The 13,786-nt window shown below is 74.5% G+C and carries 12 protein-coding genes; 3 read left to right on the top strand and 9 right to left on the bottom strand.

Going from position 1 to position 13,786, the window contains the following annotated elements:
* Window positions 1–504 precede the first annotated feature (504 nt).
* Window positions 505–1,479, top strand: coding sequence for a helix-turn-helix domain-containing protein (locus ME121_RS31075; RefSeq protein ID WP_059410205.1), 975 nt, complete (start codon window positions 505–507; stop codon window positions 1,477–1,479).
* Window positions 1,480–1,579: 100 nt separating this feature from the next.
* Here the strand turns inward: ME121_RS31075 and ME121_RS31070 are convergent, their stop codons facing one another.
* The 8 genes from ME121_RS31070 to ME121_RS31035 all read right to left on the bottom strand — a co-directional run bounded on the left by ME121_RS31070 (window position 1,580) and on the right by ME121_RS31035 (window position 10,390).
* Window positions 1,580–3,310 carry an FAD-dependent monooxygenase gene (locus ME121_RS31070; protein ID WP_058608066.1) on the bottom strand — a complete coding sequence of 577 codons (1,731 nt, stop codon included), beginning with the start codon at window positions 3,308–3,310 and terminating at the stop codon, window positions 1,580–1,582.
* Entirely contained in the window at window positions 3,307–3,915 is a 609-nt protein-coding gene (locus ME121_RS31065; protein WP_029361575.1) for a MarR family winged helix-turn-helix transcriptional regulator, read from the bottom strand. Before ME121_RS31065 ends, ME121_RS31070 begins: the two co-directional genes overlap by 4 nt.
* 172 nt (window positions 3,916–4,087) lie before the next feature.
* Window positions 4,088–5,140: a DNA polymerase III subunit delta' gene (locus ME121_RS31060; RefSeq protein ID WP_059410204.1), complete on the bottom strand. Its 1,053-nt coding sequence runs from the start codon at window positions 5,138–5,140 to the stop codon at window positions 4,088–4,090.
* A gap of 175 nt (window positions 5,141–5,315) precedes the next feature.
* On the bottom strand, window positions 5,316–6,038 hold the full coding sequence (tmk, locus tag ME121_RS31055) for a dTMP kinase (RefSeq protein ID WP_012318491.1): 723 nt from the start codon (window positions 6,036–6,038) through the stop codon (window positions 5,316–5,318).
* 10 nt (window positions 6,039–6,048) lie between these two features.
* Window positions 6,049–7,299 (bottom strand): D-alanyl-D-alanine carboxypeptidase family protein, encoded by a 1,251-nt coding sequence (locus tag ME121_RS31050; protein WP_043343536.1) that lies wholly within the window; start codon window positions 7,297–7,299, stop codon window positions 6,049–6,051.
* Between the two features lie 211 nt (window positions 7,300–7,510).
* On the bottom strand, window positions 7,511–8,872 hold the full coding sequence (locus ME121_RS31045) for a septal ring lytic transglycosylase RlpA family protein (protein ID WP_059410203.1): 1,362 nt from the start codon (window positions 8,870–8,872) through the stop codon (window positions 7,511–7,513).
* Between the two features lie 563 nt (window positions 8,873–9,435).
* Complete coding sequence (locus tag ME121_RS31040; RefSeq protein WP_012318488.1) at window positions 9,436–9,759, bottom strand: ribbon-helix-helix domain-containing protein; 324 nt, start codon at window positions 9,757–9,759, stop codon at window positions 9,436–9,438.
* A complete protein-coding gene (locus ME121_RS31035; RefSeq protein WP_012318487.1) occupies window positions 9,743–10,390 on the bottom strand; it encodes a division plane positioning ATPase MipZ in 648 nt (215 codons plus the stop codon). Before ME121_RS31035 ends, ME121_RS31040 begins: the two co-directional genes overlap by 17 nt.
* 372 nt (window positions 10,391–10,762) lie before the next feature.
* On the opposite strand from ME121_RS31035, the gene ME121_RS31030 reads away from it, so the two are divergent.
* Together ME121_RS31030 and ME121_RS31025 are read left to right on the top strand one after the other, a co-directional pair.
* Complete coding sequence (locus ME121_RS31030; RefSeq protein ID WP_012318486.1) at window positions 10,763–11,323, top strand: PAS domain-containing protein; 561 nt, start codon at window positions 10,763–10,765, stop codon at window positions 11,321–11,323.
* 199 nt (window positions 11,324–11,522) lie between these two features.
* A complete protein-coding gene (locus ME121_RS31025; protein ID WP_012318485.1) occupies window positions 11,523–13,160 on the top strand; it encodes an acyl-CoA synthetase in 1,638 nt (545 codons plus the stop codon).
* A gap of 54 nt (window positions 13,161–13,214) precedes the next feature.
* Here the strand turns inward: ME121_RS31025 and ME121_RS31020 are convergent, their stop codons facing one another.
* Window positions 13,215–13,400, bottom strand: a complete 186-nt coding sequence (locus ME121_RS31020; protein ID WP_041372294.1) for a hypothetical protein — start codon at window positions 13,398–13,400, stop codon at window positions 13,215–13,217.
* Window positions 13,401–13,786 lie beyond the last annotated feature (386 nt).

Genomic DNA, 13,786 nt, shown 5'->3' with positions numbered 1-13,786 from the left:
AATAGGAAGATTGTCAAGTCTCGAAGGGTGATGGGACACCGCTCCGCGGCCGGCGCGTCGGGGCGTCGACCCGATCCCGGGCCCGCCGACGCCGTCGGCGCGGGACGCCGCCGCGGGACGCAGCCCGCCCTCGACGGGCGCCGTCGACGTCGCGCCTGCGCCGGGACGCCGCAAGCTCGCGGGCGTAGAGCGCGCGCGTGAAGCTGTTCTCCCCTCTTGAGGCCGGCAGTATCGTCGCGTATGAGCGCGACGTGTCCTGTATTGCCGGCCTTCTTCTGCGAGATTCTGCGCACTAAATCCTATAAGTTGCTCATAAGAACATAATCATGGACGTTTGATAGTGTAATATTGTCGACGAAAGCATTATTAGACCGAAAGATATTAATCTATAATGGTCCCGGCGCAATCCAATACCGGTCCTCGGATCGCCCTTCAGGGCGGCCGGTTCCGTCCGGCGGACAGGCCCTCCGCGAGCCGCGCGGCAGCCGCTCCCCGAGTCCCTTGATGCGCCTGGTCTTCTCGACGGCCGGGATCCATCCCCGGACGCGCTTCAAGCTCTGGCAGGAGGTCGTCGCTGACCGGATCGGGCCGGTCGAGCAGCGCCGCCGCGCCGACGGGCCGTTCGCGGGCGAGATCGAGATCGGCGCCGTCGGTCCGCTGACATTCAGCCGGATCACCCAGGGCGCCATCACGACCACGATCACCGCCGACACGGTCCGGCGCCGGCCGGACGGGCTCATCCGCGTGAATTTCCGCCTCGCCGGGTCGTCGACCTTCCAGCAGCACGGTCGCGCGGCGCTGCAGGGAGCCGGAGACTTCACCGTCGTCGACCATCACCCGGGCGTGCTGGACGCGCGCACGGATGGCCAGACCCTGGTCATGGCCCTGCCGCGGGAGCGCCTCGAGGGCGTGCTCGGGCCGGCTCGGCTGTTCGCGGCCCTGACGATGACCGCCGAATCGGCGACGACCCGGCTGGTGACGACCTTCTTCGGGGATCTGCTCCGGGTGAACCGGCGGCTCTCTCCCGAGGCGGCCGAGCGCATGGCGGCCATCGGCGTCGATCTGATCGTGGCCGCCCTCGCCGAGCGGATGGCCCGGGAGGTGCCGCGTACCCTGCACGGCAGCGTCGTCGTCCAGCGCGCCAAGGCCCATGTCGAGGCGAATCTCGGCGATCCGTCCCTCGATCCGCCCCGGCTCGCCGCCGCGATGGGCGTGTCCCTGCGCCGGCTCCAGGAGCTGTTCCACGAGCGCGGCCAGCACATCTCCGACTGGATCTGGGAGCGCCGCCTCGCGGCCGCGGCCAGGCGCCTCTCCGATCCGGTCAGCCTGCACCGCCCGATCGGCGTCGTGGCCTACGAGTGCGGCTTCGCGAGCCAGGCCCATTTCGCGCGGCGCTTCAAGGACCGCCACGGCCTGTCGCCCCGCGCCTACCGGGAGGCCGCCGCCCTGCGCCTGTCCGGCAGCCGGCCGGATCCGTGAGGCGCCGCGATGTCGGTGCCCGTCGCGGGCGGCCGGGGCGCGGCGGCGGGACGAGGGGCGCCCCGGGGGCGGCCCTCGGGGCCGCGGCCCCCCGCCGCCCTCACCCGGCGCAAGCCGCCTCCGGCCGCGCCGCGTCCCCGGCCGCGTCCCCGGCCGCGCGGTCCGCCGCGTCGAAGAGCGCGCGGCAATACGCGACCAGGCGGTCGGTCCGGTCCGCGCCGCTCCGGAAGGCGATGTGCCCGTCCGGGCGCACCAGCACGAGCGCCGGCCGGCCCTCCAGCCCGTAGGCGCCGTGCGCCCGGCCGTCGAGGTCCGACAGGACGGGCACCGCCCCCGCCGCGATCAGGGGGCCGGCGAGGACGAGCCGCGGCCGCAGCCAGGGCCAGGGCGCGACGGCCCGGACCGCCTCCTGAAGGGCGGGGGCCGCCTCGGGGGAGCGTCCGTCGAAGCACAGGAGCGCCCAGCCCGTCGTCCATCCGTCCGGGTTGTAGAGGAACGGGAACAGGCGCGTGCGCGCCCCGTCCCGCGTCACCGGCGCGTCCGGCGCGCGCTGGCCCGGCTTCGGCCCCGGCCGCAGCAGGTGTCCCAGGTCCGCCAGGCCGGACAGGTGATCCGCGTTCAGGAGGCTCCCGGGATAGGCGACGCCCATCTGCTGCATGTCGTCCGTCCCCTGCAGCAGGGAGCCCAGGTTCGGCAGCGCCTTCGCGGCCAGTCCCAGCACCGTGTCGGTGACGGCGCCGCGGTAGACGGTCCACCGGAACCCGCGCACCTGCTGGGCGCTCAGCCGGGCGTGCTCGCCGCCGCGCTCGCCGTCGTAGGAGTCGAGGATGGCGGGCGCCGCCTCGCCCCGCAGGGTCATGGCCAGCCGCCACGCGATCTCGACCGCGTCGTGGAGGCCGGCATTCATGCCCTGGCCGCCGATCGGCAGGGACAGGTGCCCGGCATCGCCCGCCAGGAACACGCGGCCCCGCGCGTAGCCGGGGGAGACCCCGTAGGCGAAGCGGCTGTGGGTGAGCCATTGCGGGTCGCTCAGGGTGAGGGTCTCGTCGCCGGTCACCTCCCGGGCGAGCGCCTGGATCTCGTCGAGCGTCGGGTCGCGGTCCGGCACGCCGGCGTCGTCGGCCAGGAAGAACAGCCGGTGGTAGCCGCCCCAGACCGGCATGATGCCGGCGAAGCCGCGCGGGTAGTAGAAGAACCAGAGCTGGTCCGGCTCGGAGCCGCGCCGCCAGGACAGCCGGGCGTCGACCTGCCGGTTCATGCAGCCCGCGAGCCGCTCGGGCTCGAAATCCAGGCCGAGCCGGGCGCGGATCGTGCTCCGGGCCCCGTCGGCGGCCACGCAGTAGCGGGCGCGCAGCCGCGTCTCCGGCCCGTCCGCGCCCCGCCGGAGGGTCACGGTGACCCCTGCCCCGTCCTGGTCGATGCCGGTGACCGTGCAGCCCCGCTCCAGCCGGCCGCCGCGGGCCTCGAACGCGTCGATCAGGGTCCGCTCGATCACGTCCTGCCCGCTGTAGAGGACGTCGGGATGGGGGCTGGCGACGTCGGCGATGGGGATGGGCGTCGTCGGCGCGCCGTCGACGAAGAAGTTGATGGTGCGGACCGCGTAGGCGTTCTCCGCCAGGGCGTCGCGCAGGCCGATGCCGGCGAGCAGCTCCTGCGGGCGGGCCCAGAGGTTGTTGGCCCGCGAGTACGCCCTGACCTCCGTGCGCTGCTCGAGGAGCAGGCACGACACGCCGTGATGGCGCAGGGCGCAGCCCGCGGTCAGGCCGATGGGGCCCGCGCCCACGACGATCACGTCGGTGTCGTAGCCCGGGGCGGCGTTGGCGTCGGTCATCGGTCGGTCTCCGGTCGGGTTTCCTGTCGGGTCTTCTGCGGGGTCTCGTGCGGGCTCTCGTGCGGCGTCTCGCGCGGGGTCTCGTGCGGCCTCTCCTGCCGAGCCTCCGCGGCGATGGACGCGATGGCGCCGTGGGAGGCGCCGATCCGCCGCTGCAGGCTCTGCAGGAGCGCGGCGGCGGCCTCGACGGCCTCGGGCGCGAGACCCGCGGTGAGACCGTCCGACCAGAGGGCGTTGCGCGCCATCGCCTGCCGGTAGGCCTCCGCGCCCCGCGGGGTCATGGCGACGAGGGGCGCGCGGCGGTGGTGGGGGTTGGGCGCGAGCCGGATCAGCCCGTCGGCCCGCATCTCGCCGACGAGGCGCTGCACCGACTGGCGGGCGAGGCCCATGTTGCGGGCGATGTGGGCGACGGGCAGCGGCGCCGGCGCGAGGGCGATGGCCCCCAGCACCTGCCAGCGGGCGCTGGTCAGCCCGAGGTCCTGCACCAGCGCGTCGCCCGCCGCGAGCAGGTCGCCGTTGAGGCGGAACACCGCGACCACGAGGTCCGACAGGGCGTGCCGGGTCCGGTCGCGGTCGGGCGCTGTCCGGGGCGGGTCGGGCTCCATGGGGCGCGTCCTAGTGGCAGGGTGTTGTCGAAATGACAGTATGCTGTCATCGCGCGGACAACGGGGGGCGGGCCGGACGGTTCCACGCCGGCGGCAGGCCGGATCCGGACGCGGGATCCGGACGCCGGAGCCGGGCGCCGGATTCGGGAGCGAGGACGGGTGCCCGCCGGGCCTACGCCACCGCCGCGAGATCCCCGAACAGCGACAGCACCACCGGGCGCCGGTCGAGGTTGTAGATCGCCGCCTCCCGGGCGGCGCGGCCGAACCGGTCGGCGACCTCCACCAGGGCGGCGAGGCGGGCGGGGGGCTCGTCCCGGCGCCGGTCGATCTCGGCCGAGACGAAGCGCAGGACCGCGTCCTGGGCGGCCTCGAACCGCGCCTCGGCGTCGCGGCCCGCCAGGGTCTCGGCGAGCTTGAGCACCCGGCCCCAGTCGGGCGTGCGCGCCCGCGCCAGGAGGGTCTCGATCTCGGCCACGAGGCCGGCGGTGACCGGGTCGAGCATCGCGAGCGCGCGGGCGACCGAGCCCTCGCACTGGGCCAGCGCCCGGGCCAGGGCGGTCTCGTCGGGCTGCGGGAAGGGCTCGGGCAGGCCGCGCACCACCCGGGCGACCTCCTCGGCCGGGAGGGGGCGCAGCATCAGCGCTCGGCAGCGGGAGCGGATGGTCGGGAGCAGCCGGCCGGGCTGGTGGGACAGGATCAGGAACAGCGCGCGGGGCGGCGGCTCCTCCAGGACCTTGAGCAGGGCGTTGGCGGCGTTCACGTTCAGATCCTCGGCACTGTCGAGGATGCAGACGCGCCAGCCGGAATCCGCGGCCGTCGAGGCGAACAGGTCGAGGGCGCGGCGCACCGCGTCGACCGAGATCTTGGTCGGCAGCGTCTTGGCGCCGGCGCTCCGGTGGCGGCGCAGGACCACGAGGTTCGGGTGCGACAGGCCCGCCACCTTGCCGAGGACGGCGTCGCCCGCCGGCACGGCGAGGCCCGCCGGGCCCCCGCCCGCGGGGTAGGCGAGCAGGCGCCGGGCGACCCGGTAGGCCAGGGTCGCCTTGCCGATGCCGGGGGCGCCGCCGATCAGCCACGCGTGGTGCAGGCGCCCCGCCGCGATGGCCGCCGCGAAGGCGTCGGCCGCCGCCGCGTGGCCGACGAGCCCGAGGGTCTCGCGCGGGCGCGGGATCCCGGCGAGGTCCCCGGGCTCGACGTCGTCGGCGGCGCGGTCGGTCGGCTTCATGGGGCGGGCTTCATAGGGTGGGTCTCGCAGCGCGGTCCAGCGGGGCTCCGGTCCAGTCCGGTCCGGTCGGCGCGCCCGCGGAGGCCGCCCGCGCGGCTGCTTACACGGCCGCCGGCCCGGATGGGACCGGTCGGGCCGGGAATCACCCCGCTCGCCCCGCCGCTCACCCCGCCGCTCACGCGGCGTCGCCGCTCCGGCCCGCACCCGCCGGCCGGTCGGGCAGGAGCGCCGGCAGCCGGGACGCGACGGCGGCGCGGACCGCCGCCTCGACCGCGTCGGGATCGCGGGACGCGTCGATCACCGCGCAGCGGTCCGGCTCCGCGCCGGCGATCGCCAGGAAGGCCTCCCGCAGCCGGACGTGGAAGTCGAGGGCCTCGGCCTCGAACCGGTCGGCCCCCTGCCCCGTCCGGGCGCCGCGCCCGGCCGCGCGGGCGAGGCCGGACTCGGGGGCGAGGTCGAGGATCAGGGTGAGGTCGGGCCGGGTCGGTCCGACGACGACCCGCTCCAGGGCGTCCACGATCCCGGGGTCGAGCCCGCCCGCGGCGCCCTGGTAGGCCCGGGTCGAGTCGATGAACCGGTCGCACAGCACGGTCTCGCCCCGGCGCAGAGCCGGGCGGATCAGCCGGTCGAGGTGGTCGATCCGGGCGGCGCTGAACAGCAGGGCCTCCGCGAACGGGCCGTAGGGTTTGGCGACGCCGTCGAGCAGCGCCGCGCGGATCTCCTCCGCCCGCGGCGAGCCGCCGGGCTCGCGCGTCACGCAGACGGGCCGGCCCGAGCGCGCGCGCAGGGTCGCGGCGAGGCGGGCGATCTGGGTCGATTTCCCGGCCCCCTCCCCGCCCTCGAAGGTGATGAAGGTGCCGCCCGCCGCGGCGGGATCCCCGAGACGCGGCCCGGTCACGCGCGCGCCGTCACGACGGGTTGGCCGCCCCGGCAGCGCCCTTGTCGGCCCCGGCCCCCTTGTCCCCGCCCTTGTCCCCGCCCTTGCCGGCCCGGTCGAAGGCCTTGCGGACGAGGCCGGTGCCGAATTCGAGCGCCGCGTCCATCGCCCGCTGCGACAGGGTGCCGGGCTCCACCGCGGCGCCGGCGAAGAGCGGCTGGTCGAGGGCGACGGTGTCGCCGCGCTGGACGCGCAGGATTCCGACCCGCTGGCCCTCCTCCACGGGGGCGATGAGCGGCCCGGTATAGATCGCCCTGGCGCTGACCCGGTCGCTGGAGCCCCGCGGCAGCAGCACCCGCACGGGCTTCTTCGCCACCAGCGGCACCGAGCCCGACTGGCCGCCGAACACCGAGGCCTCGGCCACGGTCTCGCCCGGCGCGAAGACCTGCCGGGGCTCGAAGGCGCGGAACCCCCACTCCATCAGCTTGCGCGACTCGGAGGCGCGGTCCCGGGCGGTCTTGAGCCCCGAGACCACCAGCACGAGCCGCTGGCCGTTCTGCACCGCCGAGCCGGTGAGCGCGTAGCCGGATTCCTCCAGGTAGCCGGTCTTGAGCCCGTCCGCGCCGATGTCGAGGGCCAGCAGCGGGTTGCGGTTCTGCTGGCGGATCTTGTTCCAGGTGAACTCCTTCTCGGAGAAGATCTTGTAGTAGTCCGGGTAGGTGTCGATGATGTGCAGCGCGAGCTTGGCCATGTCCCGGGCCGTGACCTTCTGGTCGGGCGCCGAGTAGCCGGTGGCGTTGCGGAAGGTCGAGTTCGTCAGCCCGATCTCCTTGGCGCGCTGGTTCATCAGCCCGGCGAAGGCCTCCTCGGACCCGGCCATGTTCTCCGCGATGGTGATGGCCGCGTCGTTGCCCGACTGCACGATCAGGCCGCGCAGCAGGTCCGCCATCTTGATGCGGCTGTTGACCTGCGCGAACATCGACGAGCCGCCCCCGCCCGCGCCGCCGCGCTTCCACGCGTCCTCGGTGACGGTGAACTCCGTGTCCATGGACAGGCGGCCGGATTTCAGCGCCTCGAACACGATGTCGGTGGTCATCAGCTTGGCCATGCTGGCCGGGGAGAAGCGCTCGTCGGCGGCCTTCTCGAACAGGACCGAGCCGGAATCGGCGTCGATCAGGATCGCGTGCGGGGCCGCGGTCTGGAAGCTCTGCGCGGCGGCGGCGGCGAGGCCGGCGCCCAGCGCGCAGGCGGCCGCGAGAAGGGTGAGAAGGGGTCTGCGCATCACCGTTCCGTCCCGCGCCTGCCGTCGGACCGGACACATCCCGGCCGTATCCCAATAACAAGCGTGACCATATTACGGTTTCGGCGCCGGATCGAATGCGAAATGCCGCATCGCCCGCCGCATCCGTCGGGCGGAGGGCGGCCGTGTCCGGGGCGGCGGGCCGGCCGGGGCCCGGGCGGATCCGCGTCGGATCCCGGGGCCGGGGCCGCCGTCAGTAGATCCCGGCGAGGCGGGCGTGGCCGGCCTTCGCGGCGGTCCTGGTGGCCGGCCCCTTGGCGGCGGGGGCCTTGGGGGCCGTCTTGGCGGAGCCGGTCCCGGCGGGCGCGCCGCCCTTCGCGGCCAACCCCTTGGCCGGCACCGCGGCGAGGCGCGCCATGGCGAGCTTGGCCGAGGCCGGCATCGCGGCCGGCATCGCGGCCGGCATCGCGGCCGGGGACGCGCCGTGCTGCGCGGAGGACGGGCCCGACGCTGCCTTGGCGAGCTTGACGGTCCCGGGCGCCGGGGCCGCCCGGCCGTGGGCCTCGGCGGGCGTCGGCCGGGCCGCCGGCCCGGCCTTCGGGCCGGGCTTTCCGGCGGCATGACCGTGCGACGGCGGCGCGGCCGGGGCGAGGGCCGGGGCGAGGGCCGGATTGAGACCCGCGACCTTGACGGCCCCGGTCCCGAGGCCGCCCCTGGCCGCGACGGCCGGCACGGGGGCGGGCCGGAACTCGCGCACCCGCGGGGCGGTGGGCTGCACGGCCGCCGGGACCGTCACGGCGGCCGAGGCCAGCACGATCGGCGCGCGCACCGGCGCCGTCCGCTCGGGCCGGGCGGCCGGGGCCTCGGCGGGCGCCGTCCCGGCCTCCTCCGCCTCGGCGGGCTTGAAGGCCAGAGCCGGGGCGGTGCGCGTGTAGCGCTCCGTGTCCTCCGTCGGGCCGAGATCGGCCATCATCACGGTCGAGCGGCCGGCGGGCCGCCCGTCGGTGCGCAGGCTGGCGAGGAGCTTGCGGTCGTCGCTGCCCGCCACCGAGGCCTTGCCGACATACTCGACGCGCACCCGCGCGGTGCCCTTCCGGTGGAAGCCCAGCGCGTCGGCCGCCTCCTCCGACACGTCCATGACCCGGCCGGCATGGTAGGGGCCGCGGTCGTTGACGCGCACCAGCATCGAGTAGCCGTTGTCGAGGTTCGTCACCCGGGCGTAGCTCGGCAGCGGCAGGGTCGGGTGGGCGGCGGCGATCGAGTGGCGGTCGAAGACCTCGCCGTTGGCGGTCATGCGGCCGTGGAAGGCCGCGCCGTACCAGGAGGCCAGCCCCTCGCGCACGTAGCCGTTCGGATTCTCCTTCGGCACGTAGGTCTGGCCGGCCACCACGTAGGGCTTGCCGGTGTAGCGGCGCCCGCCGCCCTTCGGGATCACGTCGCCCTCGTTGTAGAGGCGCGGGCTCGCCTTGACCCCGTATTTCGGGTCGATCCCGTTCCCCGCGGCGAGCTTCTGCTGGGGCGAGGTCGCGCAGTTGGCCGTGGCCAGGGCCACGCCCGAGACGGCCATGAGCCGCAGGGCGAGGCGCGCCGGCCGGGGAAGCGTCGTGCGCACCATCGTGGGGTTCACCAAACTCTACGCGTGACCGGGGCCCGACCGGACCGGAGCCGGCCGCGTGCACTGGGCCGCGATCGGTCCACCCAGATTTGTAGCGGTCGCGTAAAGGAAGCCTGAACGATGGGGCGCGGCCGGGTTCAGGACGCGGGCCGTGCGGCCGGCCAGATCTCGAGCGTTGCGCGAGGATCGGCGGGCAAATGCTTGTTTCAGAAACGAATTTGTCAGGATCGCGTTGGCGCGCGCATCCGGCCGTCCCGGAGCGCGGCGCTCCACTTTTCCGTCTGGAGGCGCGGCCAGGATCGCGGCGGCTCGGGACCGGGCCGGTGCGGAGGCCGCGGGCCGGCTGATCCGCGCCGTCCTTGCGCGCCGTCCTTGCGCGCCGTCCTTGCGCGCCGCCCTTGCGCGCCGTCGCGCCGGGATGCCGCGGGCGAGCCCGCACCCGAGGGCCGGCGTCGGTGCCCGAGTCCGGCGCCGCGGCGCCGGATGGCCGGAAGGCGCCGCACGCGCAGCGGCGGCCCGTACCCGGAGCGGCCGCGCCGCCCCGGGTACGGGCCGGTCCGCCCTCAGCGGGACTGCGTGTCGGTGAGCTGCGCGATCGACTGGGCGCCGCGCTGCTTGAACAGCAGGTCGAGGCCTTCCAGCATCAGCGCGTGCATCTTGGTCCGCTCGGCGTAGGCGAGGTCGCGCAGCTGGTCGTAGACCGGCGGCTCCAGGTAGACCGACATCTGGCGGGCGCGCTGCTTGAGCGTGGCCGCCTGCTTCGGCGCCGGGGGCGCGAGGGTGAGCGACACGATCTCGGCGCCCTGCGGCCGGGCCGCCAGGGGCCGGGCCGGCGGGCTCGCCGAGGCCACGATCGCCGCGAGGCTGAGCTTAGGCGGCTTGGACATGCTGGCCCGTCCTCAGGGACTGCGTGCGGCGCTCGATCCACGACCAGAGGCGGCGGACCTCGCCGGCGGCCTGGCCCTTGGGGTTGAACTCGGTGACGCCCTGGCCGAGGCCGATCGCGTCCTGGTGGTCGGTGCGGGCGACGATGTTCACGTCGGGCAGGATGCCGAGCACCGCGAGCCCGTCCGCGGCGTCGCGGACCCGGTAGGAGCGCGGCGGGGTCTGGTTCAGCACGAAGGCGAACTTCTTCTCCAGCCGGTAGACGGCGGCCAGGGTCGGCTTGAACGCCCGCAGGTCCGCGGGGGTCGGCCGGCACGGGATGATGCACAGATCCGCGGCGCGGATCGCCGACAGGGTGCCGGTGGAATCGACGCCGGGCGTGTCGATGAACACGTAGTCGTAGGCGGAGTCGCGCAGGCGCTCCATCACGGCGTCGATCTGCGTGGCGTCGATCTGCGCCACCTCGGGACCGTCCGCCGTGCGGTGGTCCAGCCAGTCGGAGATCGTGGCCTGCCGGTCCATCTCCAGGATGCAGACCGTGTGGCCCGCCTCCCGGGCGGCCACCGCCAGGGAGATGCACAGCGTGCTCTTGCCGCTGCCGCCCTTCTGCGTGACGAAGGTGATCGCTTTCATCCCGGGCGTCCTCCAGAAGGCCCCATGCATCCGTCCGGGCGCCCGCAACCGCCGGTCGCCGCGCCGTCTGTGCCAACCTCAGGTATGGGATTCGGGGCGTGCCGCGATCCTGTGACCCAAGGATGTCCCGGCACAGGTTGGGGCCGGCATGGTTAACGACCCGTTAAGACGGCTGTCCCTTCCGGATATCGCCCGCCAGCACCGCAGCAGGACAGCAGTCTAAACTTCAAGTTAAGATTCTTGGCATATAGAGGGTTAACAGCCTTTCCAGCGACGCCCGGATACCGTAGCGTGAGCGCGGGTGAGACGAGGAGCTTGGCGGGGGTGAAAACCTCAAGTTTAAAGGCAAGGATCGCCCCGTCGAGGAATGGCATGTCCGAAGCCCCGATCCCGCAATCCATTCTGGAAGCCTCCGGCGTCGTCGGCACCTGGGCGCACGATTACTGGGCGGGGCAGCTGGCGCTCTCGGCCTCGCTCGCGGATCTGCTCGGCCTGGACCCCGAGGCGGCCGCGGCCGGCGTCTCCCTGGAGGCCTTCCTCGACCGCACCCACCCCGAGGACCGCGTCCGGATCGAGAGCTATCTCCACGCGGTGGCCGAGACCGGCGGTCCCGTCGAGGCGGAGTTCCGCACGGCGGACACGCGCACCGGGATCCGCACGCTGCTGATGCGCGGCCGAATCGAGCGGGACCCCGCCGGCGGGGCGACCCGGGGGCGCGGCATCGCCATCGACCGCACCGAGGAGCAGGCTGCCAACCTCGTGCAGAGCGAGCGGGTGGTGAACCGGATGGCCGAGCACATCATCGCCCTGCGCGACCTCGCCCGCGCCCTGCACCGGCCGACGCTCACCGACCGGATCGAGCACCTGATGATCGAGATCGGCTTCGAGCTCGCCCGCTTCCTGCCCGAGCCCGAGGACGAGCCGCGCCACTGAGCGCGCCACCGAGAGCGCCACCGGGCGGGCCACCGGGCGGGCCACGCGACGCGACGTGACACGCGGCCCGCACCGGGCCGCCTACGCGGCGTGACACGCCGCGCCCCCGGGTCGACGGCGCGGAAGCCCCGCCGGACCGATTGATCGCGCCCGTTCCGGCAAGCTACTGTCCCGGCAACACATTGCCGGGAGGACGGGGATGGCCCGCGACACGATCTACGACCGCGACCTCGACCGCGTCCCGGCCAACCACCAGCCGCTGACGCCCCTGCTCTACCTGGACCGGGCCGCGCGGGTGTTCCCCGACCACGTCGCGGTGGTCCACGGCCCCCTGCGGCGCTCCTACCGGGAGGTCTACGCCCGGGCGCGCCGCCTCGCCGCGGCGCTGGCGGCGCGCGGGATCGGCCGCGGCGACACCGTGGCGGCGCTGCTCGCCAACACCCCCGAGATGATCGAGTGCCACTACGGCGTGCCGATGACCGGGGCGGTGCTCAATACCCTCAACACCCGCCTCGACGCCGACGCGATCCGCTTCTGCCTGCAGCACGGCGAGGCCGCGGTGCTGATCACCGACCGCGAGTTCTCCCGGACGGCCGCCGCGGCCCTGGAGGGGCTCGCCACCAAGCCCTTCGTGATCGACGTCGACGATCCCGAATATGACGGCCCGGGCGCCCGCCTCGGCGCGACCGACTACGAGGCCTTCCTGGCCGGGGGCGACCCGGAGCACGACTGGCGTCTGCCGGACGACGAGTGGGACGCGATCACCCTGAACTACACGTCGGGCACCACCGGCGACCCGAAGGGCGTGGTCTACCACCATCGCGGGGCGGCGCTGCTGGCGCTCGGCAACGTCATCACGGGCGGGCTCGGCCAGCACCCGGTCTATCTCTGGACCCTGCCGATGTTCCACTGCAACGGCTGGTGCTTCCCCTGGACCCTGTCGATCGTGGCCGGGACCCATGTCTGCCTGCGTCAGGTGCGGGCGGAGGCGATGTACCGGCTGATGGCCGAGCACGGGGTCACGCATCTCTGCGGCGCGCCGATCGTCATGCAGATGCTGATCAACGCCCCCGACGCCGAGCGCCGCGACCTGCCCCGGCGCGTCGCCTTCTTCACCGCCGCGGCGCCGCCGCCGGAGGCGGTGCTGGCCGGCATGTCGGAGGCCGGGTTCGACGTGACCCACCTGTACGGCCTGACCGAGAGCTACGGGCCGGCGGTCGTCAACGCCTGGCACGCCGACTGGGACGCCCTGGCGGCCGACCAGCGGGCGGCCAAGAAGGCCCGCCAGGGGGTGCGCTACCCGGTGCTCGAGGCCCTCGACGTCCGCGACCCGGAGACGCTGGAGCCGGTGCCCGCCGACGGGGCGACGATCGGCGAGGTGATGATGCGCGGCAACGTGGTGATGCGCGGCTACCTGAAGAACCCGGCCGCCACGCGGGCCGCCTTCGCGGGCGGCTGGTTCCGCACCGGCGACCTCGGGGTGAAGCACCCGGACGGCTACGTGCAGCTCAAGGACCGCTCGAAGGACATCATCATCTCGGGCGGCGAGAACATCTCGTCGATCGAGGTCGAGGACGCCCTGTTCAAGCACCCGGCGGTGGCCGCGGCCGCGGTGGTGGCGCGGCCCGACGCGAAATGGGGCGAGACCCCGTGCGCCTTCGTCGAGCTCAAGGCCGGCGCGGCCCCCACGGCCGACGAGCTGATCCAGTGGTGCCGGGGGCGGCTGGCCTCCTACAAGCTCCCCCGCCACGTGATCTTCGGCGAATTGCCCAAGACCTCCACCGGCAAGGTGCAGAAGTTCATCCTGCGGGAGCGGGCCCGGCAGGACGGGGCCTGATCGGCGCCGGGCCGGGATCGGGCCCCGACGCCCGACCCCGGTGTCGCGGGCCGGTCAGGCCTGCGGCGGATCCCGTCGGTCGGCGCGGACCGGCACCGGCACGGCCTTCGGGGCGGAGCCGGCGTCGCGGAGGTCGGCCAGGATCTGGGCGACGAACGCCTGGAGCGAGACGAGGCTGAACAGGGTGATGGAGGCGACCAGGGCGGCGGAGACCAGGGTCTTGGCGGTTTCGGGATCCACGGCGGGAGTCCTTGGCTTCGCCCCGCCGCGGGCGATCCGGGCGGGGGGCGCCGCTGGCGGCGCCGGTGCCCCCTCAAGGTGGGCGCGCCGCCCGCGCCGCGCCAGCACCGCCGCGGTCGCGCCTGGCATGCGCGGAGGGCCGGGCTCGGCCGCGATTGAGGTTACCGCGACGCTTCGTCCGACCGGGGCGTGATCGCGCGGGACCGCGCAGCTTTCCCGGCTGGCCGAACGTTGCGTTTCCCGCAATAAGCGCCGGCGCGGAGCGGCGCGCATCCGGGAGAGACGGCATGGCCGGCAGCGGCATCGCGGGCGGCATCGCGAACGGCACCCGCGCGGCGCGCCGCGCCGGTCAGGGGCTGGTCCTGGCCGCAGGGCTGGCCGCAGGG

Source organism: Methylobacterium sp. ME121, from assembly GCF_000974725.1.
GTDB classification, from domain to species: Bacteria; Pseudomonadota; Alphaproteobacteria; order Rhizobiales; family Beijerinckiaceae; genus Methylobacterium; species Methylobacterium radiotolerans.
Note: the sequence above shows the minus strand (reverse complement) of the source record. Positions and strands in the feature narration are given on the sequence as shown.